General features: G+C 70.9%; 24 protein-coding genes. 13 read left to right on the top strand and 11 right to left on the bottom strand.

The features are described 5' to 3' along the window. Positions 1–117 precede the first annotated feature (117 nt). The 5 genes from JKJ07_RS12095 to JKJ07_RS12075 all read left to right on the top strand — a co-directional run bounded on the left by JKJ07_RS12095 (position 118) and on the right by JKJ07_RS12075 (position 7,968). Complete coding sequence (locus JKJ07_RS12095; RefSeq protein WP_202991822.1) at positions 118–3,840, top strand: multifunctional oxoglutarate decarboxylase/oxoglutarate dehydrogenase thiamine pyrophosphate-binding subunit/dihydrolipoyllysine-residue succinyltransferase subunit; 3,723 nt, start codon at positions 118–120, stop codon at positions 3,838–3,840. A gap of 58 nt (positions 3,841–3,898) precedes the next feature. Beyond that, positions 3,899–4,078 carry a DUF6104 family protein gene (locus JKJ07_RS12090; RefSeq protein ID WP_202991537.1) on the top strand — a complete coding sequence of 60 codons (180 nt, stop codon included), beginning with the start codon at positions 3,899–3,901 and terminating at the stop codon, positions 4,076–4,078. A 331-nt stretch (positions 4,079–4,409) separates the two neighbouring features. After that, positions 4,410–4,568, top strand: coding sequence for a hypothetical protein (locus JKJ07_RS12085; protein ID WP_202991536.1), 159 nt, complete (start codon positions 4,410–4,412; stop codon positions 4,566–4,568). A 215-nt stretch (positions 4,569–4,783) separates the two neighbouring features. Continuing rightward, on the top strand, positions 4,784–6,856 hold the full coding sequence (gene pta / locus JKJ07_RS12080) for a phosphate acetyltransferase (protein WP_438871388.1): 2,073 nt from the start codon (positions 4,784–4,786) through the stop codon (positions 6,854–6,856). Continuing rightward, a complete protein-coding gene (locus tag JKJ07_RS12075; protein WP_202991534.1) occupies positions 6,853–7,968 on the top strand; it encodes an acetate/propionate family kinase in 1,116 nt (371 codons plus the stop codon). Before pta ends, JKJ07_RS12075 begins: the two co-directional genes overlap by 4 nt. A gap of 3 nt (positions 7,969–7,971) precedes the next feature. Here JKJ07_RS12075 and JKJ07_RS12070 read toward each other — a convergent pair whose 3' ends face one another. Then, a complete protein-coding gene (locus tag JKJ07_RS12070; RefSeq protein ID WP_202991533.1) occupies positions 7,972–8,136 on the bottom strand; it encodes a hypothetical protein in 165 nt (54 codons plus the stop codon). A gap of 133 nt (positions 8,137–8,269) precedes the next feature. Between JKJ07_RS12070 and JKJ07_RS12065 the strand changes: the two genes are divergently transcribed. Beyond that, positions 8,270–9,145 (top strand): alpha/beta hydrolase family protein, encoded by an 876-nt coding sequence (locus JKJ07_RS12065; RefSeq protein ID WP_202991532.1) that lies wholly within the window; start codon positions 8,270–8,272, stop codon positions 9,143–9,145. A gap of 123 nt (positions 9,146–9,268) precedes the next feature. On the opposite strand, the gene JKJ07_RS12060 is transcribed toward JKJ07_RS12065, so the two are convergent. The 3 genes from JKJ07_RS12060 to JKJ07_RS12050 all read right to left on the bottom strand — a co-directional run bounded on the left by JKJ07_RS12060 (position 9,269) and on the right by JKJ07_RS12050 (position 11,931). Continuing rightward, on the bottom strand, positions 9,269–10,219 hold the full coding sequence (locus tag JKJ07_RS12060) for a zinc-binding dehydrogenase (RefSeq protein WP_202991531.1): 951 nt from the start codon (positions 10,217–10,219) through the stop codon (positions 9,269–9,271). 23 nt (positions 10,220–10,242) lie between these two features. Continuing rightward, entirely contained in the window at positions 10,243–11,478 is a 1,236-nt protein-coding gene (locus tag JKJ07_RS12055) for an NAD(P)-dependent malic enzyme (RefSeq protein WP_202991530.1), read from the bottom strand. 144 nt (positions 11,479–11,622) lie between these two features. Next, entirely contained in the window at positions 11,623–11,931 is a 309-nt protein-coding gene (locus JKJ07_RS12050) for a S26 family signal peptidase (RefSeq protein ID WP_369076998.1), read from the bottom strand. Between the two features lie 86 nt (positions 11,932–12,017). Here JKJ07_RS12050 and sodN point away from each other — a divergent pair, with 86 nt between their 5' ends. Together sodN and JKJ07_RS12040 are read left to right on the top strand one after the other, a co-directional pair. Continuing rightward, positions 12,018–12,422, top strand: a complete 405-nt coding sequence (gene sodN, locus JKJ07_RS12045; protein ID WP_202991529.1) for a superoxide dismutase, Ni — start codon at positions 12,018–12,020, stop codon at positions 12,420–12,422. 145 nt (positions 12,423–12,567) lie between these two features. Further along, complete coding sequence (locus JKJ07_RS12040) at positions 12,568–12,927, top strand: ATP-binding protein (RefSeq protein ID WP_202991820.1); 360 nt, start codon at positions 12,568–12,570, stop codon at positions 12,925–12,927. Positions 12,928–12,932: 5 nt separating this feature from the next. Here the strand turns inward: JKJ07_RS12040 and JKJ07_RS12035 are convergent, their stop codons facing one another. Both JKJ07_RS12035 and JKJ07_RS12030 read right to left on the bottom strand, forming a co-directional pair. Further along, positions 12,933–13,625 (bottom strand): FadR/GntR family transcriptional regulator, encoded by a 693-nt coding sequence (locus tag JKJ07_RS12035; protein WP_202991528.1) that lies wholly within the window; start codon positions 13,623–13,625, stop codon positions 12,933–12,935. Positions 13,626–13,663: 38 nt separating this feature from the next. Continuing rightward, positions 13,664–14,059 (bottom strand): hypothetical protein, encoded by a 396-nt coding sequence (locus tag JKJ07_RS12030; protein ID WP_307834217.1) that lies wholly within the window; start codon positions 14,057–14,059, stop codon positions 13,664–13,666. Positions 14,060–14,111: 52 nt separating this feature from the next. Here JKJ07_RS12030 and JKJ07_RS12025 point away from each other — a divergent pair, with 52 nt between their 5' ends. The 4 genes from JKJ07_RS12025 (at position 14,112) to JKJ07_RS12010 (ending at position 17,724) form a co-directional block, all read left to right on the top strand. Beyond that, the gene (locus tag JKJ07_RS12025; RefSeq protein ID WP_202991527.1) at positions 14,112–15,062 is read left to right on the top strand and encodes a diacylglycerol/lipid kinase family protein; all 951 of its coding nucleotides are present in this window, start codon (positions 14,112–14,114) and stop codon (positions 15,060–15,062) included. Positions 15,063–15,522: 460 nt separating this feature from the next. After that, positions 15,523–15,777, top strand: a complete 255-nt coding sequence (locus JKJ07_RS12020; RefSeq protein WP_202991526.1) for a WhiB family transcriptional regulator — start codon at positions 15,523–15,525, stop codon at positions 15,775–15,777. A gap of 784 nt (positions 15,778–16,561) precedes the next feature. Then, positions 16,562–17,362 (top strand): hypothetical protein, encoded by an 801-nt coding sequence (locus JKJ07_RS12015; RefSeq protein WP_202991525.1) that lies wholly within the window; start codon positions 16,562–16,564, stop codon positions 17,360–17,362. A gap of 5 nt (positions 17,363–17,367) precedes the next feature. Beyond that, positions 17,368–17,724: a GntR family transcriptional regulator gene (locus JKJ07_RS12010; protein WP_202991524.1), complete on the top strand. Its 357-nt coding sequence runs from the start codon at positions 17,368–17,370 to the stop codon at positions 17,722–17,724. On the opposite strand, the gene JKJ07_RS12005 is transcribed toward JKJ07_RS12010, so the two are convergent. From JKJ07_RS12005 to JKJ07_RS11980, 5 genes are all read right to left on the bottom strand, one after another. After that, entirely contained in the window at positions 17,721–18,452 is a 732-nt protein-coding gene (locus JKJ07_RS12005; RefSeq protein ID WP_202991523.1) for a sirohydrochlorin chelatase, read from the bottom strand. The genes JKJ07_RS12010 and JKJ07_RS12005 overlap by 4 nt on opposite strands. Further along, complete coding sequence (locus JKJ07_RS12000; protein ID WP_202991522.1) at positions 18,434–19,195, bottom strand: phosphoadenylyl-sulfate reductase; 762 nt, start codon at positions 19,193–19,195, stop codon at positions 18,434–18,436. The genes JKJ07_RS12005 and JKJ07_RS12000 overlap by 19 nt, the downstream gene beginning before the upstream one ends. A gap of 151 nt (positions 19,196–19,346) precedes the next feature. Continuing rightward, entirely contained in the window at positions 19,347–21,032 is a 1,686-nt protein-coding gene (locus JKJ07_RS11990; RefSeq protein WP_202991521.1) for a nitrite/sulfite reductase, read from the bottom strand. A 294-nt stretch (positions 21,033–21,326) separates the two neighbouring features. Beyond that, positions 21,327–22,874 (bottom strand): sensor histidine kinase, encoded by a 1,548-nt coding sequence (locus JKJ07_RS11985; RefSeq protein WP_202991520.1) that lies wholly within the window; start codon positions 22,872–22,874, stop codon positions 21,327–21,329. A gap of 27 nt (positions 22,875–22,901) precedes the next feature. Next, positions 22,902–23,939, bottom strand: a complete 1,038-nt coding sequence (locus tag JKJ07_RS11980; protein WP_202991818.1) for an SIS domain-containing protein — start codon at positions 23,937–23,939, stop codon at positions 22,902–22,904. Between the two features lie 161 nt (positions 23,940–24,100). Between JKJ07_RS11980 and JKJ07_RS11975 the strand changes: the two genes are divergently transcribed. After that, positions 24,101–25,621 (top strand): tetratricopeptide repeat protein, encoded by a 1,521-nt coding sequence (locus JKJ07_RS11975; protein ID WP_438871399.1) that lies wholly within the window; start codon positions 24,101–24,103, stop codon positions 25,619–25,621. Positions 25,622–25,708 lie beyond the last annotated feature (87 nt).

Below are 25,708 nucleotides of genomic sequence, written 5' to 3'. Positions count from 1 at the left end.
CGACGTGGGAAGTTGTTCGCCCGCACCCACGGCGTAGCCTTGAGGCCGAATCCTTCCCGTCCCATGTGACGAAACAGTCGCGTGCTGACAAACATGGTGAAAGAGGCGAACACGGAAGTGTCGACCCAGCAGACTTCGCACGAGAACCCACTCGCGGACTTCGGGCCGAATGAGTGGATCGTCGACGAGATGTACCAGCGCTATCTGGCCGACCCCACCAGCGTCGACCCGGCCTGGCACGACTTCTTCGCCGACTACAAGCCCGCGATGGCCACAGGATCGATCGTGACGCCCGACGAGGCGAAGGCAGCCAACGCGACCGCGTCCGCGGCCCGCGCCGGCACCGACGCCCCGGCCGCGGCCACGGTCGCCCCGGTCAAGCCGACTGTTCCCACCACGGAGTCTGCCCCCGCCAAGGCCAAGCCCGAGGCCGCACCCAAGCCGGCGGCCAAGCCCGCGCCGGCCGCGTCCAACGGCAAGTCCGACGGGGCCAAGGTCACCACGCTGCGCGGCGTCGCCGCCAAGATCGTGCAGAACATGGACGCCTCGCTGGAGGTGCCGACCGCCACGTCGGTGCGCGCCGTGCCCGCGAAGCTCATGGTCGACAACCGCATCGTGATCAACAACCACCTCGCCCGCGGGCGGGGCGGGAAGGTCAGCTTCACCCACCTGATCGGCTGGGCGCTGGTGCGCGCGGTGGCCAAGCACCCCGAGATGAACAACTCGTTCGCCGAGGTCGACGGCAAGCCCGCGATGGTCCAGCCCGAGCACATCAACCTCGGCATCGCGATCGACCTCGCCAAGAAGGACGGCTCGCGCAGCCTGGTCGTGCCGTCCATCAAGAACTGCGAGCGGATGGACTTCCGCAAGTTCTGGCAGGCGTACGAGGACGTGGTCCGCCGGGCCCGCCGCAACGAGCTGACCATGGACGACTACTCGGGCACGACGATCTCGCTGACCAACCCGGGCGGCATCGGCACGGTCCACTCGATCCCGCGCCTGATGACCGGGCAGAGCGCGATCGTCGGCGTCGGCGCGATGGAATACCCCGCGCCCTACGCCGGCATGAGCGACGAGACCCTGACCGAGCACGGCGTCAGCAAGACCACCACGCTGACCAGCACCTACGACCACCGGGTCATCCAGGGCGCGCAGTCCGGCGAGTTCCTCAAGGCCATGCACGAGTTCCTGCTCGGCGAGCACGACTTCTACGACGAGATCTTCACGTCGCTGCGCATCCCGTACGAGCCGGTCCGCTGGGTGCGCGACGTCGCCCGCACGTCCGAGGGCCAGATCGACAAGGCGGCCCGGGTCGTCGAGCTGATCCACGCGTACCGGGTGCGCGGTCACCTGATGGCCGACACCGACCCGCTCGAGTTCGAGATCCGCCGGCACCCCGACCTCGACGTGCTGCAGCACGGCCTCACGCTGTGGGACCTCGACCGGCTGTTCCCGGTCGGCGGGTTCGCCGGCAAGCAGCGGATGAAGCTGCGCGAGGTGCTCGGCGTCCTGCGCGACACGTACTGCCGCCGCGTCGGCATCGAGTACATGCACATCCAGGGCCCCGAGGAGCGGCGCTGGATCCAGGACCGCATCGAGATCAAATACACGAAGCCCGACTCGGACGAGCAGAAGCACATCCTCAACCGGCTGAACGCGGCCGAGGCCTTCGAGACGTTCCTGCAGACCAAGTTCGTCGGCCAGAAGCGGTTCTCGCTCGAGGGCGGCGAGTCGCTGATCCCGCTGCTCGACGCGGTGCTCGAGTCGTCGGCCGAGGCCGGGCTGGACGAGCTGGTCATCGGCATGGCCCACCGCGGCCGGCTCAACGTGCTGGCCAACATCGTCGGCAAGCCGTACGAGAAGATCTTCAACGAGTTCGAGGGTCAGATGGACCCGAAGTCGGCCCACGGCTCCGGCGACGTCAAATATCACCTGGGCCAGACCGGCAAATACACGACGCCCGACGGCGAGCACGCGACCACGGTCAGCGTGGTGGCCAACCCGTCGCACCTGGAGGCGGTCGACCCGGTGCTCGAGGGCATCGTCCGGGCCAAGCAGGACCGCCTCGACCTGGGCCTGCACGGCTACACGGTGCTCCCGCTGCTGGTGCACGGCGACGCCGCGTTCGCCGGTCAGGGTGTGGTGGCCGAGACGCTCAACCTGTCGCAGCTGCGCGGCTACCGCACGGGCGGCACGGTCCACGTGATCGTCAACAACCAGGTCGGCTTCACCACCGCCCCCGAATACAGCCGCTCGTCGATGTATTCGACCGACGTGGCCCGGATGATCCAGGCGCCGATCTTCCACGTGAACGGCGACGACCCCGAGGCCGTCGTGCGGGTCGCGAAGCTCGCCTTCGAGTACCGCCAGGCGTTCAACAAGGACGTCGTGATCGACCTGGTCTGCTACCGCCGCCGCGGGCACAACGAGGGCGACGACCCGTCGATGACCAACCCGCGGATGTACGAGATCATCGACACCAAGCGCTCGGTCCGCAAGCTCTACACCGAGGAGCTGATCGGCCGGGGTGACATCACCGTGGACGACGCCCAGGAGCAGCTGCGCGACTACCAGTCCCAGCTCGAGCAGGTCTTCAAGGCCACCCGGGACGCGGCCGGCACCCCGCCCCGCCCGCGGGTGATCAGCGAGGAGCCCGAGCCCCAGGTCGACACCGCGATCGACGCCGCCGGCGTGCGCGCGGTCGGCCAGGCCCACGTCGAGCTGCCCGAGGGCTTCACCCCGCACAAGCGGGTGCAGCAGCTGCTCGAGCGGCGGGCCAAGATGGGCACCGAGGGCGGCATCGACTGGGGCTTCGGCGAGCTCGTCGCGTTCGGCTCGCTGCTGGCCCAGGGCGTCACCGTCCGGCTCGCCGGGCAGGACTCGCGGCGCGGCACGTTCGTCTCCCGGCACGCCTCGGTGGTCGACGCCAAGACCGGCAAGGACTTCCTGCCGCTGTCCACGCTGACCACCGGCTCGGCCCGGTTCTTCGTGCACGACTCGCTGCTCAGCGAATACGCGGCGATGGGCTTCGAGTACGGCTACTCGGTCGAGAACCCGGAGGCGCTGGTCCTCTGGGAGGCGCAGTTCGGCGACTTCGTCAACGGCGCCCAGTCGATCGTCGACGAGTTCATCTCGTCCGGCGAGGTGAAGTGGGGCCAGCAGTCGTCGCTGGTGCTGCTGCTCCCGCACGGCCAGGAGGGCCAGGGTCCCGACCACTCCTCCGGCCGGCCCGAGCGGTTCCTGCAGCTCTGCGCGCAGGACAACATGCGGGTGGCCAACACGACGACCCCGGCCAACTACTTCCACCTGCTGCGCCGGCAGGCCCTGTCGACCAAGCGCAAGCCGCTGGTGGTGTTCTCGCCGAAGTCGCTGCTGCGGCACAAGCTCGCCGTGTCGCAGGTCGCCGACTTCACCGAGGGCACGTTCCAGCCGGTGATCGGCGACGCCGGCGTCAACGGCTCGCCGCTCGACGCGGGCTCGGTCAAGCGCGTGCTGCTCTGCTCGGGCAAGGTCTACTACGACCTGTTCCAGGCCCGGGCCGAGCGGGGCATCACCGACACCGCGATCATCCGGATGGAGCAGATCTATCCGCTGCCGGTCGACGAGCTGAAGGCGGTGCTGGCGCAGTTCCCCGACGCGGAGGACTTCGTCTGGGTGCAGGAGGAGCCGGCCAACCAGGGCGCCTGGTCGTTCGTCGCGCTCAACCTGCTCGAGCACCTCGAGGGGGTGCGGCTGCGTCGCATCTCGCGCCCGGCCGCGGCCGCCCCGGCGGTCGGCTCGGCCAAGCTGCACGAGGCCGAGCAGGCGGCGCTGATCGAGGCCGCGCTGCCGCGTCCGTGATCTCGTGAGGGATGGGGGCGCTCCGCCGCGGCGGGGCGCCCCCTCTTACTATCCGGGCATGTACTTCACCGATCGTGGCATCGAGGAACTGGTCAGCCGGCGCGGCGAGGAGAGCGTGACGCTGGAGTGGGTGGCCGAGCAGCTGCGCACCTTCGTCGACATGAACCCCGAGTTCGAGACCCCGATCGAGCGATTCGCCACGTGGCTGGCCCGGGACGACGACGAGGATGACGAGTAGGTGTCCGCGGCCTCTCGATGAACACTACGAACTTCAGGAAGATCAAGAGCCAGATGTCCTAGCCGGGTGGGTGGTGCGGACCGTCGCTCCCGCGGGGGCCCGGGCGCGCTTCGCTGGCCGCTGACGCGTCCAGAACGCGAAGCCCACCCGGGCGACGTGCATAAGTGGTGACGCCATGTCCGCTCCGCGGCCATACCTCGCACCCGCCCGCTGACGGATCCACCCCCCGGGCAGCGCACCAACGCCTACGTCCTAAGGGCCGAGACCACCCACGGGCTCTACACATACTTGGAGTCGCTGCCCGGCGACAGTGCCCGAATGCGACGCGCAGATGGCGATGCTGACGGCCAGCCGCTTCACCGTCGGCAGCGTGCTGGAGGAGCAGGCCGGCCCCGACCCCGAGCTGCCGCCCGGCATGCCCGGGATCGATCACGAGACGGCCTTCGAGGCGGGGCTGGCCCTGATCCTGGGCGGCCTGACTTCGGGGTGAGCGCGACCACTCACTCAGGTCGCCCGGGTGGGTTTCGCGTTCTGGACGCGCCAGCGGCCAGCGAAGCCCGCCCGGGCCCCCGCGGGAGCGACGGTCCGTACCCACCACCCAGCCGGGACATCGGGAATTTGAAATTGATCTTGAGAGGCCATGGTCATGCGGAGTTAGGACTTTCGACCCGGCGGGGGCAAGAGGCGGCCGGTAGGTTGAAGGGCGTGGCACGAAGCGTCTATGTGGCCGGCCTAGGGCCCGGTGTCGGCAAGGGCACCGTCGCGCTCGGGCTGGTGGAGTTGTTGTCCCGGCAGGTCGCGCGGATCGGGGTGTTCCGGCCCCTGGTCGCCGGGCCGGGTGAGGATTCGCTGCTCACGATGCTGACCAAGCGGTATCCGGTGGTCGCGCCCTATGCGGAGTCGTACGGCGTGACCATGGCCGAGGCGAGCGCGCTGGTCGCCGACGGCAAGTGGGAAGAGCTGATCTCGCGGATCGTCGAGCGCTACCGCGAGGTCGAACGGCAGGCCGCGTCGGTGGTCGTGATCGGCAGCGACTTCGCCGCCGGTGGGGCCAAGGAGCGCGACGAGATCCCCCGTGAGCTGGGCTTCAACGCGCGGCTGGCCACCGAGTTCGGCAGCGTCGTGGTGCCGGTGATCAGTGGCGAGGGCCGGGGCGCCGAATCGCTGGTGGCCGCCGCCCGCAGCGCCTATCACTCGCTCGTCGACCTGGACGCCACCGTCGTCGCCGTGATCGCGAACCGGGTGGCCGAAAAGGTGACGCCCGACGCCGGCCTGCCCGTGCCGATGTGGTCGATCCCCTCCGTGCCCGCCGTGGCCGCACCCACCGTGGCCGAGGTGGCCGCCGCGCTCGACGCCACCGTCGTGTCGGGCGGCGAGGGCGCGCTCGACCGGGATGTGCTCGACTACGTCGTCGGCGCGGCCCACGTGCCGACCGTGCTCGACCACCTGACCGACGGCGCGCTGATGATCACCCCCGGCGACCGGGCCGATCTGCTGCTGGCGGCCAGCGCGGCGCACGCGGCGGGCAACGTGACGCTGTCGGGGCTGGTGCTGACGCTGGGCGAGCCGCCCGACCCGCGGGTCGTCCGGGTCATCGAGAAGCTCAACACCGGCCTGGCGATGCTGCTGGTCGACGCGGACAGCTATCACACGATCGCGGCCGCCTCACACATCCAGGCGCGGCTGGGCACGGGCACCCCACGCAAGATCGAGGCCGCGCTGGGCGCCTTCGAGGAAAATGTGGACACCACCGAGCTGGCCCGGGTGCTCGACGTAGCGCGGTCGAGCCGGGTCACGCCGCTGATGTTCGAGAACGATTTGATCGACCGGGCCCGCACCGAGCGCCGCCACCTGGTGCTGCCCGAGGGCACAGACGAGCGCATCCTGCGGGCCACCGAGACCCTGCTGCGCCGCGGCGTCGCCGACCTGACGCTGCTGGGCGACCCCGGCGAGATCGGGCGCCGGGCCCGCGAGCTGGGCGTCGAGATCGGGGCGGCCAAGCTGGTCGACCCGGCCCACAGCCCGTGGCGCGACGACTTCGCCGAGCGCTACGCCGAGCTGCGCAAGAAGCGGGGCGTCTCGCTCGACCTGGCGTACGACGTGGTGCGCGACGTCAACTACTTCGGCACGATGATGGTGGCCGAGGGGCTGGCCGACGGCATGGTGTCGGGGGCCAACCACACCACGGCGGCGACGATCCGGCCCGCCTTCGAGATCATCAAGACGATCCCCGACGTGTCGGTGGCGTCCAGCGTGTTCTTCATGCTGCTGGCCGACCGGGTGCTGGTCTACGGCGACTGCGCGGTCAACCCCGACCCCGACGCGGCCCAGCTGGCCGACATCGCGCTCTCCTCGGCCCGTACGGCGGCCGCCTTCGGCATCGAGCCGCGGGTGGCGATGCTGTCCTATTCGACAGGCAGTTCCGGGGCGGGCGCCGATGTGGAGAAGGTCGCCGCGGCCACCGCGCTGGTCCGCGAGCGCCGGCCCGACCTGCCGGTCGAGGGCCCGATCCAGTACGACGCGGCCGTCGACCCCGCCGTGGCCGCGACCAAGCTGCCCGGCAGTGCGGTGGCGGGCCAGGCCACGGTGCTGATCTTCCCGGACCTCAACACGGGCAACAACACCTACAAGGCCGTGCAGCGGTCGGCCAACGCGGTCGCCGTGGGCCCGGTCATGCAGGGCCTCAACCGGCCGGTCAACGACCTGTCCCGCGGCGCGACGGTGAAGGACATTGTGAACACGGTGGCGATCACGGCGATTCAGGCGGCCGCGCGATGAGCCGGGTGCTGGTGCTCAACAGCGGCTCGTCCTCGGTGAAGTATCGGCTCTTCGACGGGCCCGACACGGTCGCCAAGGGCCTGATCGAGCGGATCGGCGAGGCGGGCGGCGAGGTGGCCGACCACCGGGCCGCGCTGCAGGGGATCATGGACGAGGCCGACCTGGCCGGGCTGGCCGCGGTCGGGCATCGGGTGGTGCACGGCGGCGCCGAGTTCACCGGTCCCACGCTGATCGACGACGAGGTGGTGGCCCGGGTCGAGGCGCTCGTGCCGCTGGCCCCGCTGCACAATCCGGCCGCGCTGACCGGCATCGAGGTGGCCCGCAAGCTGCTGCCCGACGTGCCGCAGGTGGCCGTGTTCGACACCGCGTTCCACGCCACGATCCCACCCGAGGGCGTCACCTGGGCCATCGACCGGTCGCTGGCCGAGCGCTGGCAGATCCGCCGGTACGGCTTCCACGGCACCTCCCACGCGTACGTCTCCCGGCGCACCGCCCAGGTGCTGGGCCGCGACCCGGCGCGGACCAACGTGATCACCCTGCATCTGGGCAACGGCGCGAGCGCGTGCGCCGTCGAGGGCGGTCGCAGCGTGGCCACCTCGATGGGCCTGTCCCCGCTGCCCGGCCTGGTGATGGGCACCCGCAGCGGCGACATCGACCCGACCGTGATCTTCCACCTGCACCGGGTGGCCGGCCTGCCGCTCGACGAGATCGAGACCTCGCTGACCCGGCACGGCGGCCTGCAGGGCATGGCCGGGGTCAACGACCTGCGCTCGGTGCTGGAGCTGCGGGCGGCGGGCGACCCGGGGGCGACGCTGGCCTTCGACGTCTACTGCCGGCGCATCCGCGAATACGTCGGGTCCTACCTGGCCGTGCTGGGCCGGGTCGACGCCATCGCCTTCACGGCCGGGGTGGGAGAAAACTCGGCCGCCGTACGCTCGGCGTCTCTCTCGGGCCTGGAACCGCTCGGCATCGCGATCGACCCGGAACGCAACGAGCGCCGCGACGAGGTGATCTCCCCGCCGGGCGCTCGCATTCCCGTCTGTGTGATCCCCACGGACGAGGAGTTGGAGATCGCCGACCAGTCCCGGAAGGCGCTCTCGCTGTCGCGCTGAAAGTCAGGCGACCAGCCAGATGATGAGGGCGACCAGCACCACCGCGACGACGGCGCCGCCGACGATCAGTGGGGTCTTGGACGCCGGCGCGGGCTCAGGCGAAGGGCTCTGGGTGAACGCCCGGAACGCCTCGGTGTTGCCGCTCGGGTCGACGCTGTTGTCAGACATGCGCAAGACCATAGCGAAAGAATGCACGCCGACCGAGCCCCGTATCTTAGTCATCACAGCTCCGACCAGGACAAACGTCATTCGTCCGGGGGATTTCACCCCATCGTGAGAGCGCCGACGCACAATGGGTCGGGTGCATCGCCGTGCCGTCGCTCTCGCCCTGACCGTCGTCGTCCTTTCCGGTTGCTCAGCGGATCCTGAGCCCATAGCCTCGCTGCCGCCGCCCTCTTCCCCACCGGTTGCTACTACCGCCGCTCCCCTTCCCGCCGGGACGGCGCCGACCCGGTCCTTCACGGTCGACACGCGCACGCTCGAGCTGCGGCGGGGCGCCGACCGGCCGCTGCCCACCACGGTCTGGGTGCCCGAGGGTGACGGCCCGTTCCCGCTGATCCTGTTCAGCCACGGGCTCGGCGGCCGCCCGGCCGACTATCGCGAGCTGCTGACGGCCTGGACCCGCGCCGGTTTCGTCGTGGCCGCGCCGGCCTACCCGTTCACCTCGCGCGGGGTGGAGCAGTTCAATGTGCTCGACGTGCTCAACCAGCCCGCCGACGCCAGCTACGTGATCACTCGTACGCTCGCCGCCGTCCCGGCCGCCGACGAGGAGCGCGTGGCCGCGGCCGGACACTCGGCGGGCGGGGTCACGACGCTCGGGCTCTTCAGCAACGCCCGCGACGTACGGCTGCGCGCCGGGGTGGTGCTGGCCGGCCGTCAGGTGCTGCCGCAGCCGTTCACCGGGCCGGCGGCGCCGATGCTGTTCGTGCACGGCCGGAAGGACGCCACGGTCGCGTATTCAGACGGGCGGGCCGCCTATGACGCGGTCAAGTGGCCCAAGGCGTTCGTCAGTGTCACCGATGGCGGGCACACCATCGGCGGACGGGCGCTCGGGATCGTCACGACCACGTCGACCGACTTCTGGCGCTGGACCCTCTATGGCGACGAGAGCGCTCGCGACCGCTTGAAGAGCGACGCCACCCGAGGCAAGATCGCCACATACATAGATGATCTTTGATGTATATCTTGGCAAGGGCCCACCCTCCACCGGGGGGACCCCCACCTGGCCCAGTTTAGTGGTCGGGGGCGATCTTGGCCGGGGGCCCTGTGGACAACCGCGGACTGTGGATAACTATCGGCTTCAATGCAGCAGGTCGACGGCCACCTTGCCGAAGATGTCGCCCGACTCCAGGCGCGCGAAGGCGTCAGCCACCGCGCTGAACCCGTACGTCGAGTCGACCACCGGCCGTACGTTTTTCTCGACGAGCAGGTCGAGCAGCGCGGTCAGTTCGGCCCCGGTGCCCATCGTGCTGCCCAGGATGTCGAGTCGCATCGCGAACACTCGGCGCAGGTCGACGGTGGCCAGGTGGCCGCCGGTCGCGCCGCACACCACGATGCGGGCGCCGGGTGCGCAGCATTTCATCGAGTGCTCGAACGTGGGAGCGCCGACCGATTCGATCACCACGTCGACCCGCTCGGGCAGGCGCAGCCCAGGTTCCACGGCGGTTGCGCCCAGTTCGGCGATCTTCGCCCGCTTGCCCGCGTCGCGGCTGGTGGCGTACACGCGCTTGCCCATGGCGACCGCGAGCACGACCGCCGCCGTGGCCACTCCCCCGCCGGCGCCCTGCACCAGCACCGAGGACGCGTCGGCGACCCGGCCCCGCGTGGTCAGCATGTGATAGGCCGTAAGCCAGGCCGTCGGCAGGCAGGCCGCGTCGACGAACGACAGCCCGGCCGGCTTGCGCACCAGGTTCTCCCGGGGCACGGCGACGCGTTCGGCCAGCGTGCCCGGGTGCCGCTCGGAGAGCAGCGACAAGCCCCGCGGGTCGGCCTTGTCCTCGACCACGGGATAGATGACGACCTCGTTGCCGTCCGGGTCGACGCCGGCCGCGTCGCAGCCCAGGATCATCGGCAGCCGGTCGGCGGGCAGGCCCACGCCGCGCAGCGACCACAGGTCGTGCTGGTTGAGCGAGGCGGCCCGCACCTCGACGGTCACCCAGCCCTCGGGCGGCTCCGGGTCGGGCCGGTCGCCGACGCGCAGGGCGGAGCGCGGATCGGTGGGGTCGGAAGCTACGGCGTAGGCAGCGCGCATAGCTTCCGACCCTAGTGGTCCGGCTAGCGAACTGGCGCGGTCCGCTGCTCGGGGGCCATCGGCGCGGAGCGACGGGCCACGCCGTCGGCCAGTGCCGCCGCGGCGACGGCGGCCGAGACGGCGGGGGCGACCCGCGGGTCGAGCGGCGAGGGCACGATCGCGTCGGCGCTCAGGTCGTCCGAGACGACGGCGGCGATCGCGTCGGCCGCGGCCACCTTCATGCCCTCGGTGATCGTGCTCGCCCGCACGTCGAGGGCGCCGCGGAAGATGCCCGGGAACGCCAGCACGTTGTTGATCTGGTTGGGGAAGTCGCTGCGGCCGGTGGCGACGATCGCGGCGTACTTGTGGGCGATCGCGGGCGCCACCTCGGGCGTCGGGTTGGCCATCGCGAAGATGACGCCGCCGGGCGCCATGCCGGCCACCGCGCTCTCCTCGATCAGCCCGCCGGACACCCCGATCAGGACGTCCGCGCCGATCAAAGCCTCGGCAATGCCCCCCGTACGCCCGGAGAAGTTGGTCGTCGCGGCCAGCTCGGCCTTGGTCGGGGTGAGGTCGCCGCGCTCGGCGTGGATGATGCCGCGCGAGTCGCAGATGATGACGTTGGCCCCGTCGATCCCGGCCGCGATCAGCATCTGGGTGATCGCGACTCCGGCCGCGCCGGCCCCGCTGATCACGACGCGCAGGTCGCCGAACCGCCGGTCGAGCAGCTTGGCCGCGTTGCGCAGGGCGGCCAGCGTGACCACCGCCGTACCGTGCTGGTCGTCGTGGAAGACCGGGATGTCGAGCTCGGCGTCGAGGCGGCGCTCGATCTCGAAGCAACGCGGGGCGCTGATGTCCTCGAGGTTGATGCCGCCGAACGAGGGCGCCATGGCCTTGACCGCCGCGACGATCCCCTCCACGTCCTGGGTGTCGAGGCAGATCGGGATCGAGTCGACCCCGCCGAACTGCTTGAACAGGATGGCCTTGCCTTCCATGACCGGCATCGCGGCCTTGGCGCCGATGTTGCCCAGCCCGAGCACGGCCGAGCCGTCGGTGACGACCGCGACGGTGTTCGCCGTCCACGTGTAGTCGGGGTAGAGCTCGGCGTCGGCCGCGATGGCCTCGCAGACCCGGGCCACGCCGGGCGTGTAGGCCAGCGACAGGTGGTCGCGGCTCTCCAGCGGGACCGTCAGCGCGATCTCCATCTTGCCGTGTTTGTGCAGGTCGAAGACGGGATCGGCGGCGAGGGCGGGATCGAGTTCGAAACTGAAGTAGGACATGGTGACTCCAACCGGCATCAGGACGTAGGTCGACTAGGCGCCTGTCGATCACAGCGGCGAGATGTGCGCCGGATCGGAGCGCGATGCGGGGATCACCCGTAAGAAGCAACCGCGAGGGCGAGTGGGCTCCGCGGTGGTGCGACCTTAACCTAGCCGACCGACCCGCGGGTAGTAGCGAATCACCACCCGCCCGATGACATCCGCCACCCCGTACGCCCGGCTGTCATCCTCGATGAACTCGTTGTCGCCCTGGATCCACCAGCCGCCGTCCTGCGGCCGCACCGCGCGCTTGACGACCAGCAGGCCGGGCCGGGAGCGGAACCGCGCGACCACAATCTGACCGGCCTCTACGCGCCCGCCCCGGCGTACGAGCAGCGCGTCCCCGGAGTGCAGCGCGGGCACCATCGACGGTCCCCGGACAAGCACCGCGAACAGTGGTAGTTGCCACCTCACGGCATCAGTCCTCCACGACGTTACGGGCAGTGTGTAAGGGGTAGTGTCAACCCTGGATCATCGCAAACTCGTATGGAGGAGTCCTGATGCGACTTCCACGTTTCCTCACGCCGAAGACCGTGGTCAGCGCCCATTGCGACCTGCCCTGTGGCGTCTACGACCCGGCGCAGGCCCGGATCGAGGCCGAGTCGGTCAAGGCCATCGCCGAGAAGTACCAGGCGAACACCGACCCCGAGTTCCGCACTCGGGCCATCCTCATCAAGGAGCAGCGGGCCGAGCTGGTCAAGCACCACCTGTGGGTGCTGTGGACCGACTACTTCAAGCCCCCGCACTTCGAGAAGTACCCGAACCTGCACCAGCTGTTCAACGAGGCCACCAAGCTCGCCGGCGCCTCGGGCGCCAAGGGCTCGGTCGACCCCGCCGTGGCCGACCAGCTGCTCGGCAAGATCGAGGAGATCTCGAAGATCTTCTGGGAGACCAAGCAGGCCTGAGTTCCGCGTCGTGCCGGCCGGTACGCCCACCGGGCGTACCGGCCGACTGCGCTCTGCTACTAGAGTCTGCTCAGCGGTGGGAGGAGCAACGGTGACTCAGCTGACGGACACACACCCGGACCCGGCGATCGGTGACGACGTCGTCATGCTCACCGTGCCCGCCGACGGCGGCTATCTGGGCGTGCTGCGCACGGCGACGGCCGGCCTGGCCGCCCGGCTGCACTTCGCGCTCGACGAGATCGAGGATCTGCGGATCGCGGTCGACGAGGCGTGCGCGATGCTGCTGGCGATCGCCACGCGCGGCGCCGAGCTCGAGTGCCGCTTCGCCGTCACGGAGGACGCGCTGACCGTCGAGGTCACGGTCACGACCGTACGGGGGGCCAAACTGCCCGCCGAGTCGTCGTTCGCCTGGAAGGTGCTGACCGCGCTGACCACCTCGGCGGCCGCGGAGGCGACCGGCCAGCGCGCGACGATCCGGCTGGTCACCCGCCGTACGGGTGGCTGAGGGTCTTAACGCACGACCGCCGCCATGTAGTCGAGATGCTGGGTCGCGGCCCGGGTCGCCGACTCCGCGTCCCGCATGATCAGGCAATCGAGCAGCAGCCGGTGGTCGGCGTCGATCTGCCGCCAGTAGCCCGGGGGCAGGTCGTCGGTGACCTCCTCGCCGAACTCGGCGTGATAGAGCGGCCGCGCCACCAGCTCGAACAGCGGATTCTGGGTGGCCTTGGCGACGGCCATGTGGAAGGCGGCGTGCGCGGCCATCATCGTCTCGAAGTCGTCGACGGCGGGGTCGAAGAACGCGCCCCGGATCTCGGTCAGGTTGTCGTCGTCGCGGCGCAGCGCGGCCAGGCCCACGGCCGGCACGTCGATCGCCCGGCGCAACTCGAGCAGGTCGGCGAAACCCACCCCGTCCGACTTCGTCAGCAGCGTGAACCCCGTGGTCAGGCTCTCGGCCAGCTGCTCGGCGTCGGGATGCGCGACGAAGCTGCCCCCGGTGACCCCGCGGGTCGTGACGATCAGATGCTGGCTGGCCAGCAGCCGCAGGGCCTCGCGGACCGTGCTGCGGCTGACGCCCGTCTTGACGCACAACTCGGGCTCCGGTGGCAGGCGCTCGCCGGGTTGCAGTCGTCCCGAAGTGATGTCGGCCCGTAACTCGTCCGCCAGCAGCTGATACGCGGGCGGGCGCACCGTTGATCCGGTCACCTCATCAGGGTAGGCCCTGGCCCGCCGAATGAGGGCGATTAATCGATGCCCAGCGCTCGGGTGCTGGCCGGGAGCACGGTCAGCAGGCCGACGAGCACCCCGAGGACCATCAGCACCACGCCCAGCCAGACCGGGCCGACCTGCAGCAGGAAGCCGCCGGTGGCGATCGTGAAGAGCTGGATGACGATCGCCGGCCCGCGCGCGCCCCGGGTGCGGCGGCCGAGCCCCCGCGCCACGAAGAAGATCGCCGCCACGCCGAGAGCGGCGAACACGGTCAATGCGACGGCCACTCCGACGTTCACCGAATCGCTCGTCAGATCGAGGACGACCAAATAGACAGTGAGCCCGGCCAGGGCGGCGCACTCCAGATAGAGCAGCCGCACCGCCCACATCAGGCTCGCGGGGTTGTCAACGACTGACTTCTCACCGGTCACTCGAGCACCATACCGACAGTGTTTCGGGCGGCTCTTGGGTACAGTGCCGCGCATGCGAGCGTTACTGCTGGTCAACCCCAAGGCTACGACCACCAGCGAGCGCAGCCGGGACGTCCTGGTCAGGGCACTGCGCAGCGCGGTCGAGCTGTCGGTGGAATACACGACCCGCCGTGGTCACGCCGCGACGTTGGCTCGTTCCGCCGCCGAGAGCGGGGTCGACGTGGTTGTCACGCTGGGCGGCGACGGCACGGTGAACGAGGCGGTCAACGGGTTGATGACCGCCGAGGCCGTGCTCAGCGGGCTGACCGGCCCCCGGGCCCACGTGCTGCCGGCGCTCGCCGTCGTCCCGGGCGGATCGACCAACGTCTTCGCCCGCGCGCTGGGCCTGCCCCGCGACTGGGTCGAGGGCGTCAGCGTGATCCTCGACGGCCTGCGCGACGGCCGGCACCGGGTGATCGGGCTCGGCCGGGCCGACGACCGCTATTTCACCTTCGCCGCCGGCATGGGTCTGGACGCCGCCGTCGTACGCCGGGTCGAGCAGGCGCGGCTGCGGGGGCGCACGTCGACGCCCGCTCTCTATTTCCGCTCGGTGGTCGGGCAGATGCTCACCCGGGAGGATCGCAAGTCCCCGCCGCTCACCATCGAGCGTCCCGGCGAGCCCGCCGAGGCCGACCTCGGCACCGTGATCGTCCAGAACACCGCCCCCTGGACCTACCTGGGCGACCGCCCGATCAACCCGAGCCCCGGCGCCTCGTTCGACCGCGGGCTCGACGTGATGGCGCTGCGTGGTCTCGCCGTCACCAGCACGAGCCGCACGATGGCCCAGCTCGCCCTGCGCAAGGCCGAGCCGCACGGCAAGCAGGTGGTGCACCTGCACGACCAGGACGAGTTCACCGTGATCGCGAGCCGGCCGCAGGCGTTTCAGCTGGACGGCGATTATCTGGGCGAGCGTCAGAAGGTGCACTTCGTGTCCGTTCCCGAAGCGCTACGTGTGATCTGCTGACCGCTGGGTAGGCGAATAGGGCCGGAGCAAGAGTGACCAACCTACGGTTACCGGCGGGTCACGTTAAGCCCCGGCCTCACAATCCGTTACAGAAACACGGTCAAAAGGTCGGCAGAGGGACGCGGACCGTACTACATTGATGGAGGCGTAGGTCAACCGGCTCCGGCGCAAGCGTCAGAACCGGACAAAGAGGGCGTGAGCCAGCTCACCCGCCCGGAGAAACTTCCGGCGCTACCCTTGACATCGCACGAGTTCGTGAAAGCATTCACAAGCGATAAGAAGTAACCGGTTGCTGCTTGCGCGCGTTCCTAATCAAGAGGCGCCGAACAGCATCCGATAACACAAAAGCTTGCTACGCACGGCGAGCCGAGGGTCACACACCCCGCAGGCCGCCCGCGCACGCATAGGTAAACCAGTAACGCAATTCATTACCCCATCCGAAACAAGGAGTGTTGCCGCCATGGACTGGCGTCACGATGCGATCTGCCGCGACGAGGACCCGGAGCTGTTCTTCCCGATCGGGACGTCTGGCCCCGCGCTCCTGCAGGTCGAGCAGGCCAAGGCCGTGTGCCGGCGGTGTCCCGTGACCGAGGGCTGCCTTACTTGGGCCCTCGAGTCCGGACAGGATGCCGGCGTATGGGGCGGTATGAGCGAAGACGAGCGGCGCGCGGTCAAGCGTCGCGGCGGCCTGCGGGTCGGCGCTCCCACCGCCTGAACCAATCCCCCACAGCATTTGCGCCCCGGGCCGAACGGCACCGGGGCGTCTTGCTGTTTCCGATCGATTACTCAGCGCGCCGAATCCTGAGAGGAACCCGAGAGGTTCGCCGAGTGCGCCAATTCGATCACGTTGGGTTTCATCGAGAATCCGCGAAATGATCTCGAAATTGCGTCACCGACACGAATGGTCCACATTCCCCTCACCGGCCGTGGACGTCGGCGGAGCGCACAACCGCCGGTAACGCTGAGCGACGGTCACCGGGTCGCCTCACTCATCCCGTACGCCACGTGGCGGCGCCCAACCGCATTAGCGCGAACCGATGGCTCCTCGCGAGGCCGATTTGGACGGACGGCCGTAGCGCGAGCTCCGGCCGTGGCGCGGGGAGACTTGTGGATAACTCGAACGCCGATTTTCGCTTTCGTGAGAGACTGTGGACAGTCGCCGACGATCAAGCGGCGCCATGAGTAGGGTGGGGGTCCCCCGGTCGGGTGGGCCGCATCTAACACCCCTAACGCGCCTGAGCGGGCCCCGGGCGGCCTGAGCGGCCCGTGCGCTCCCTGAACGTAGAGCGCGGCCTGAGGCGACTCCCCCGGCCCCTGCGCGGCGCGACCCGGCCCGGCTCCGGCCACCGCCCCGCCACAGCCGCTGCTACCGAGCCCGTCGCGCCACCGCAGCGCCGATCCCGCACCCCGTCAAGCACCAACCAGGCCCACGATTGACTTGTCGCAAACGTTGTCGCACTCTATTGAGACAAGACTTGCGACAAGCCAGGGAGGCCGCCATGCCGAGCAACGCGCGTCCCACACAGCTGGAGCTGGCCCGCCAATGGCTGGCCGCCCGCGCCCTGACCGAAGTAACGCCCACCCCCATGCTCGCGGCCCGCCTGACGGTCAGACGCCGCGCACGACTCGCCGCCGCCGTGATCCCGGCCGTGTTCCTGGTCGCCACCGCCCTCGTCTACGTCTCCGCCCTGCCGATCCGCCCCGCCGACGCCGCGTTCGGCACCCAGCGCCGCTGGGCTCTGGTGGCATTGGGTGCCCTGGTGGCCGCTCTGGTCCTGGGCCTTTCCCTGCTCGACCGACAGGTCCGGCGGGTCGATCAGCAGGCCGCCGCGGCGCTGCCCCGCCGGGCGACCCACTCCGTCCGGCCCGGTTGGCGCACTGTGCTCGGCGTGCCGCGAGCCGCCTTGCTGGTGACCACGTACGCGGGCGCGGCGGTGCTGGCGATCGCGACCCTGACCGTCCGGGAGGGCGCCGCCAGATACGCGGCGGTCATTCTGCTCATCGGCCTGTGCGGGGTCGCGGCCGGCACGGCCGTCCAGCTGCACCATGTGCTCACCCACCCGGTGGTGGCCGACGACGAGGGCTCGCTGCGGGCCGACTTCCTCATGCGCGTCGAGGACGCCCGCGAGGTGGCCCTGCCGACCGTGGTGTGGTCGCTGCCGGTCGTGTCGGTGTTCGACGCCGGGCTCGACCCGTGGAACTCGGGCTGGCTCGTCTTCATCGTCCTCAGCGTGATCGCGCTCGCCCTGATCACGGTCGGGGACGGACGGCGCGCCCTGCGTGGCTTCGGCGTCCGATGACTCGCATGATCGTCATCGACTCGGCGTCGCCGGTGCCGCCGTTCGAGCAGCTGCGCGCTCAGCTCGCCGCGCAGATCCAGGAGCGCACGCTGGCCGTGGGCACCCGCCTGCCGACCATCCGCCGCCTGGCCGCGGATCTCGGTCTGGCCGTCAACACGGTCGGCCGGGCCTATCGGGAGCTGGAGGAGGCGGGCCTGATCGAGACCCGCGGCTCGGCCGGCTCGTTCGTCTCCGCGGCCGGCGAGCAGGGCCGCGAACGGGCCCATCGTGCCGCCGCCGAGTACGCCGCCGTCATCGCCGCCCTCGGCATCGACACCAGCGAGGCCGTCCGAATCGTGCAGGCAGCACTGGCAAAAGGCTAGGCCGCGACGGGCAGAGTTCGGCCGGCGGCGGCCCGGACGCGGGCGGCCACCAGCCGTACGAGCTCGGGCGCGTCCCCCAGCGGCTCGGCCGCCGACACCGCGCCCGCCTCGAGCGCGGAGCGCACCGCCACGTCGTACAGATAACCGGGCGCCAGGAAATAGGTCGCCATGCCGACCCTCCGGGCACCAGCGGCCCGCAGACGGCTCACAGCCGCGCCGGGGTCGGGCGGGGCGGCCGAGGCGTACGCCGCCAGGCACGGAACGCTCAGGCGGGCGCTCAGGGCCCCGGCGGCCCATGTGATCGTCTCGCGGGCGGCCGCGTCCCGCGTGCCCGCCGCGGCCAGCACGACCGCGTCCAGCCGGGCCGGGCCGAGCCGCCGCGCGACGCCGTCGACCAGCAGCGGCGACGGACCCAGCACGTCGGCCAGGGTCACGTCGACGGGCAGCGAGGCCGCCTCGGCGACCACGGCGGGGATGTCGACCCGGCCGTGATAGGCCGCGGTGAGCAACAACGGCACCAGCACGACCCGGCGGCCGGGCAGCGAGCGCAGCACGTCGAGCGGCCGCGGGCCCGCGTGGTCGAGGAACGACGCGTGCACGTCCCACGACGGGTGGGCCCGGCGCACGGCTCGGGCCAATGCCTGGGTGGATGCGGCCGCCCGCGGGTCCCGGCTGCCGTGGGCGACCAGGACGACCGCGGTGCGGCCGGTCAGACGTGCAGTCCGCATTCGGTCTTCTCGAACATCGCCCAGCGGCCCGCGCGCGGGTCCTCGCCGGCCTTGGTGGTGCGGGTGCACGGCCAGCAGCCGATCGAGCCGTAGCCCTTCTTGAACAGCTCGTTCACCGGCACGTTCCAGCGGCTGATGTAGCGGTCGACATCGGTCTGGGTCCACGCCGCGATCGGGTTGACCTTGACCTTGCCCTTCTTGGCGTCGAACGCGACGACCGGCGTGTTGGCGCGGGTCGGCGACTCGTCGCGGCGCAGGCCGGTGGCCCAGGCGTCGTAGTCGGACAGGGCGCGCTCGAGCGGCTCGACCTTGCGCAGGAAGCAGCACTCGTCGGGGCTGCGGGCGAACAGCCGCGGCCCGTATTCGCCGTCCTGCTGCCCGACCGTGCGGCGCGGGCGGATCGAGCGCACGTTGACGTCCATGGTCGCGGCCACGATGTCGCGCACCTTGAGCGTCTCGGGGAAGTGCAGGCCGGTGTCGAGGAAGACGACGTCGACGCCCGGCGAGACCCGGGAGAAGACGTGCGCGACCACGGCGTCGGCCATCGAGCTGGTGACGCAGAACCGGTCGCCGAAGGTGTCGGTCGCCCACTTGGCGATCACTTCGGCGGGCGCGCCCTCGAGCTCGCGGCCGGCGTCGCGCGCCAGCGCCTCGAGCTCGTCACGGGAGCGCCGCGTCGGGTCCTGAACCACGGGAGCCCCGAGGTTGACCAGGTTGAGAGAGGTGGCGGCCACGACTGTCATCGGTTGACTCCCTTGGAAAGCAAGCCGTTGAACTTGACCGTGAAGACTCGGGTGCAGGAGTGGCACTCCCACGCTCCGTGTGATGCCTCGTTGGGGAACAGGTCTTCTTCGCCGCAGTACGGGCAATACATGGGTGTCGATCGGGCGTCGCTCATTTGAGGAGCTCCTCGTCGGCCCGCATGACCCAGTCGGCGAACGTCTCGTCCCGGGCCGTCCGTCCGTCCAGATAGTTGCGGGCGAGTCGTTCCACGTACGCGGGAAGCTCTTCTGCCGTGGCCTTGAGCCCCCGGAGCTTGCGCCCGAAGCCCGCCGTCTGCCCCTGCGCCATGCCGAGCCCGCCGCCCAGGTGCACCTGGAAGCCCTCGACCTGCTCGCCGTGGGCGTTCATGACCAGCTGGCCCTTGAGGCCGATGTCGGCGACCTGGGTGCGGGCGCAGGCGTTGGGGCAGCCGTTGATGTGGATCGAGATGTCGGCGTCGAAGTCCTTGAGCCGCTCCTCGAGCCGGGCCACCAGCTCCTCGCCGCGCGCCTTGGTCTCGACGATCGCGAGCTTGCAGTATTCGATGCCGGTGCAGGCCATCGTGCCGCGGCGCCAGGCCGAGGGCCGCGCCTCCAGCCCGATCTGGCGCATCCCGGCGATCAGCGGCTCGACCATCTCGTCGGCCACGTCAAGGACCAAGAGCTTCTGGTACGCCGTGAGCCGCACCCGGTCCGAGCCGTGCTGCTCGACCAGGTCGGCCAGCTTGCCCAGCTGGGTGCCGGAGGACCGGCCGACCACCGGGGCGGCCCCGATGTAGTTGCGGCCGTCGATCTGCTTGTGCACGCCGATGTGGTCGATCGGCTTGGCCGGCAGGTCGGGCGCGGGCCCGTCGATCAGCGCGCGGCCCAGGTATTCCTTCTCGAGGATCTCGCGGAACTTGGCCACACCCCAGTCGGCCAGCAGGAACTTCAGGCGGGCCCGGTTGCGCAGGCGGCGGTAGCCGTAGTCGCGGAAGATGCCGACGACACCCTCCCAGACGTCCGGGATGTCCTCGAGCGGCACCCAGACGCCGAGCCGCTCGGCCAGCCGCGGGTTGGTCGACAGGCCGCCGCCCACCCACAGGTCGAAGCCGGGGCCGTGCTGCGGGTGCACCACGCCGACCAGCGAGATGTCGTTGGTCTCGTACGGCGCGTCGGCCAGCCAGCCGATCGACGACTTGAACTTGCGCGGCAGGTTGGAGTATCGCGGGTCGCCGATGTATCGCTTCAGGATCTCGTCGATCGCGGGCGTGCCGTCGATGACCTCGTCGACCGACACCCCGGCCACGGGCGAGCCCAGCACGATGCGCGGGCAGTCGCCGCACGCCTCGGTGGTCTGCAGCCCGACGGCCTCGAGGCGGCGCCAGATCTCGGGCATGTCCTCGACCCGGATCCAGTGCAGCTGAATGTTCTGCCGGTCGGTGATGTCCGCGCTGTCGCGGCCGAACTCCTTCGAGATGTCCGCGATCACGCGGAGCTGGGCCACCGACAGCGCGCCGCCGTCGATGCGCACCCGCAGCATGAAGAACTCGTCCTCGAGCTCGTGCGGCTCGAGCACCGCCGTGCGCCCGCCGTCGATGCCCGCCTTGCGCTGGGTGTAGAGCCCCCACCAGCGGAAACGGCCGCGCAGATCCTGCGGGTCGATCGAGGCGAAGCCCGTGTGGGCATAGATGTTCTCGATGCGGGCGCGGACGTTGAGCGGGTTGTCGTCCTTCTTGATCCGCTCATTGGGGTTGAGCGGCTCGCGGTGTCCGAGCGCCCACTGACCCTCGCCACGCGCCTTGCGAGGGCGGGCGGTCGGCTTAGCTGGGGTCGCCATGTCGGCGGTCCTCCTGGAGTCGGTGGGCGCGATCAGACGCTCACGGCTCTCAGGGGCTCGTGACTACAGTGTCAGGAGTGGCCGGCGCGTCTTCGCGCGCCCGAAAAATAATCCGGACGGCGTCAGGAAGCCGGACACATCGCGCTGCGGACACGGCCGTAATCAACGTGGCGGCGAGCCACGAAGCGGCGGTCCAGAGCAGCGGTCATGTCGGCAAGCCTCTCACGCCGAATGAATCTGGGCCAGTGCGGTCCAGATTTCGGGAGTGTGTCGGAGCCCACCAGGTGGGAGCTTTCAGCGCTTGCCCAACGGCACGACCAGCACCGCCTCCGTGCCCCCGCCGGCCCGATTGCGCAGCTCGATGCTGCCGCGCAGCTCGCCGGTGGCCAGCGCGCGCACGATCTGCAGGCCGAGCCGCTGGCTGTCGTCGGCGCGGAAATCCTGGGGTAACCCCTGTCCGTTGTCCGCCACCGTGACGTGCAGCTGCTTGCGGAACCGGTGGGCGGAAACGACCACCTCACCCGGTTCGATCGGTTCCGCGGGCGGCTCGTCGTCGTCCTCCCCGGCCGGGAAGCCGTGCTCGACCGCGTTGATCAGCAGCTCGTTGAGCACCATGACCAGCGAGGTGGCGATCTCGGCGGGCAGCACCCCGAAGGTGCCCGTGCGGCGCATCTTGACCGACACGCTGGTCGACGCGACCTCGGTGGCGGCGGTGGCGACCCGGTCGACGATCCCGTCGAACTCGACCGCCTCGTCGCTCGACATCGACAGCGTCTCGTGCACCAGGGCGATCGAGGCGACCCGGCGCACCGACTCCTGCAGCGCGTGCCGGGCCTCGGGCGCGTCGACCCGGCGGGCCTGCAGGCGCAGCAGCGCGGCCACGGTCTGCAGGTTGTTCTTGACCCGGTGGTGGATCTCGCGGATGGTCGCGTCCTTGGTCATCAGCGCCCGGTCGCGGCGGCGGACCTCGGTCACATCCCGGACGAGGACGAGCGCGCCGATCGGCACCCCGGCCGGCAGCAGCGGCAGGGCCCGGATGAGCACGGTCGCGCCGCGGGCCTCCATCTCCTGCCGGGGCGGCGACTCGCCGCGCAGCGCGGACAGGATCCGCTCGGCGGTGTCGTTGCCCTCCAGCGGGTCGGCCGCGAGCCGGCTGGTCAGCGCCGAGAGCTCCTCGCCGACCAGGTGCGCGTTGAAACCCAGGCGCCGGTACGCCGACTGGGCGTTCGGGCTCGCGTAGGTGACCTTGCCGCCCGCGTCGAGGCGGACCAGGCCGTCGCCGACCCGGGGCGCGGACGTGGTCTCGCCCGGGTGCCGGGGCGGCGGGAAGGTGCCGTCGGCGACCATCTGGGCCAGGTCGTCCGCGGTGGTCAGATAGTTCAGCTCGAGCTGGGACGGCGTACGGGCGGTGGAGAGGTTGGTGTCGCGGCCGATCACCGCGATGACCTCGCTGTAGCCCTCCTCGCGGTCGTTCGGGTCGCGCAGCCGTACGGGAATCGCCTCGTGCCGGGCGGGAGTGTCGCCGTACCAGACCGGGTCGCCCTCACGCCAGATCCGCTCCTGGGCGAGAGCGATGTCGAGGTGGGCCACCTCGGGGCCGCTGTCGATCTTGCCCACCTGGTCGTCCTGGTACGCCGTCGGGGCCGTGGTCGGCCGCACCTGCGCGACACAGAGGTACTGACGGGGCTGCCCGGCCTCCCCCTTCACCGGCACCCACATCAGCAGGTCGGCGAAGGAGAGGTCGGACAGCAGCTGCCAGTCACCGGCGATCCGGTGCAGATGGTCGATGTCGGCCGGGCCCAGGCCGGTGTGCTCCTCGGCCAGATCACGCAACGTTGACACGCGCCAAGCGTGCCACGCCGTTGTTTCCTAGAGCGTCGTGGTGACCTTCTTCAGCCCACGCGGCGAGTCGGGGTCCTCGCCACGGGCCAGCGCCAGGGCGAGGGCCAGCTTCTGCAGCGGCAGGATGTCGAGCAGCGCGCTGTACCGCTCGTCGGTCACCGCCGGCACCGGCAGCCGCCCGGCCGCGCCCGGCACGTCGCTCGCGCCGATCGTCACCACGTCGGCCCGCCGCTCGCCGAGCCGGGTCACCACGTCGCGCATCGACTGCCCGCCCGGCCCGTCGCCCACCACCGCGAGCACCGGCACGTCCGGGTCGGTCATGGCCAGCGGCCCGTGCAGCAGGTCGGCGCCCGAGAAGGACAGCGCCGGCAGGTACGACGTCTCCATCAGCTTGAGCGCGGCCTCGCGGGCGGTCGGGTAGGCGTACCCGCGACCGGTGGTCACCAGCCGGGACGCGAACCGGTAGCGCTGGGCGAGGTCGTCGGCCGTACGGTCGGCCAGCGCGTCCTCGGCCAGCTGGGGCAGCTTGTCGAGCGCGGCCCGCTCGTCGTCGGGCAGCGCGCCGTCGCCCGCCCGGATGCCCTCCACCAGCAGCAACAAGGCGAGAAGCTCGGCCGTGTACGTCTTGGTGGCCGCGACCGCCCGTTCGTGGCCGGCCGCCACGTCGATCGACAACTCGGCCGCCTGGGCCAGCGGGGATTCGGGGTTGTTGGTGACCGCGAGGGTCAGCCCGCCGGTCTCGCGGGCTACCTGCAGCACGCCGGTGAGGTCGGGCGAGCCGCCGCTCTGGCTGACGCCGACGACGAGCGTGCCGGTGAAGTCGGGCCGGGCGCCGAACAGCGTGATCGCGCTCGGCGAGGCGCTGGCCACCGGCAGCCCCAGCCGGATCTCGGACAGGTACGCCCCGTAGAGCGCCGCGTGATCGGAGGTGCCCCGAGCCACGAACACGACATTCCGGGGCTTGCGGCGGGCCACCTCGGCGGCCACGGCGGCGATCGCGCCGGCGCGCTCACTCTCGAGCAACCGCGCGAATCCGCCCGGTTGTTCCGCGATGTCCGCGGCCATCCCCTGGCCTCGTGGTGTCACGTGTTCCTCCCCAGATGAGCAGCTGTGCGCGCGATTGATGCGCAGTCTTGCAAGAAACAGCTTAATTGGTCAACGTTTCGAGCACTAATGCGCAGCGATCCGGCTACTGACAGGAAGGGCACTTTCCCCTACTGTCTTGCATCGTGGATGTACGCCGCGCCGCCGACCGCGCTCTTGAACAGGCAAGATCGGCCCTGGCGACGGATCAACCGGAGCGGGCCGCCGATCACCTCGCCGGCGCACTGGCCCACGCCCCCACGCTTCCCGAGGTGCACGAGGTGCTCGGCCGCCTCGCCGCTCGCCCCGGCGGCGGGCTCGATCTCTTTCGCGCCGGGCCGCACGCGTCGCCCGGCCGGCTCGCCGCCCGCGCGCATCTGCTCGCCGCGGCCGGTCGCCCCGAGGACGGCCTGCCCCTGCTCGCCGCGGCCAGCGGGCAGTCACCGGCCGCCGACTGGGCGGGCATCCCCTGGGTGGGCGAGCCCGCTCTGGGCGTCCGGATCGAGCCCGGCCTGCTCGCCCAGGTTCTCATGCGGCTCTGCACCCGGGTGGGCGAACCGGCGCCGCCGACACTGCGGCCCTATCTGACCGTGGTGCGGCACGCGCTGGCCGCCTATCCGGAGCACGCCATGCTGCTCGGCGCCGGTTCCGCGCTGGCCCGCCGGGTCGGTGAGCACGACCTGGCCGTCGACTGGGCCTCCCGCGGCGCCCGCGTCCGGCCGTCCAAGCTCGGCGAGATCTGGCTCGGGTACGCCTACCGCAGCGCCGGCAAGCTGCCCGAGGCGCTCGCGGCCCTGCGCCGCGCGGTGGCCCACGACCCCGACGACCTCTCCGTGTACGCCGACATCGCCGGCACCCTGGCCGACAACGGCCGCCTCGACGACGCGCTGAGCTGGGTCGATCGTGCCCTCGAACGCGACCCCGAGTACGACTGCGCCGTGCACACCGCCCACCGCCTAAGGCACCGCGCCGACGGCGACCTGATGCATCTCGTCCGGCTGGCCGACTACATCCGCGACCACCCCGACGAGTCGCACGAGCACACCGACCTGGCCGACTGCTGCCGCGACACCCCCTGGCTGAGCGGCACCCCCGCGGCCGCGCCCCTGCCCCGCGGCGGCGCTCCGGTGCCCGACGAGCCCACCCCCGACGCCGTACGGCGGCTCCGTCAGGTCGCCTCGCTCTCGTGGGCGCACCCGCCGGCGGCGTACGACGCGGCCCTGCAACTGATCATGGTGACCCCGGCCGACCTGCTGGCGCTGCTGGCCCACCCGCCGGCCGACGTCGCCGCGCCCGAGATCTGGGCCTGCCTGGGCCTGCTGCACCACCGCTCCGAGGAGGCCTGGCTCGATTCGGTCCGGCGGCGGATGTTGCTCGAACTGGTCGACGGCGGCGTCGATCGGGTCACCGAGGCGGCGCTGTTCGCCCTGATCGTGGCGGCCTGGATCGACCCGTCGGCGCGGGCCGACGTGGCCGCGGTGGTCACCACCCGGCTGACCGAGGTGGCGTCGCGGCCCGGCGCGCGCTCGTTCGCCGAGCTGGCCCTGTCCACACCCGACCTCGACCAGTCGACACGCCAGCTGGCGACGGCGATGACCCGGATGCCCGCCGTGCCCCGGCAGCGGGGCCGGAGCCGCCTCTCCCTGCGCTGGCGGCGCGGCTAGGCCGGCCGGCGGAAACGTCGTTGCCGGGAATGCCCATGGCATGCCCGGCAACGAAAATGACGTGGTGTCTCGCACCGGCGACGTGCC

Origin of the sequence: Paractinoplanes lichenicola (genome assembly GCF_016785085.1) — a bacterium.
GTDB lineage: Bacteria > Actinomycetota > Actinomycetes > Mycobacteriales > Micromonosporaceae > Actinoplanes > Actinoplanes lichenicola.
Note: the sequence above shows the minus strand (reverse complement) of the source record. Positions and strands in the feature narration are given on the sequence as shown.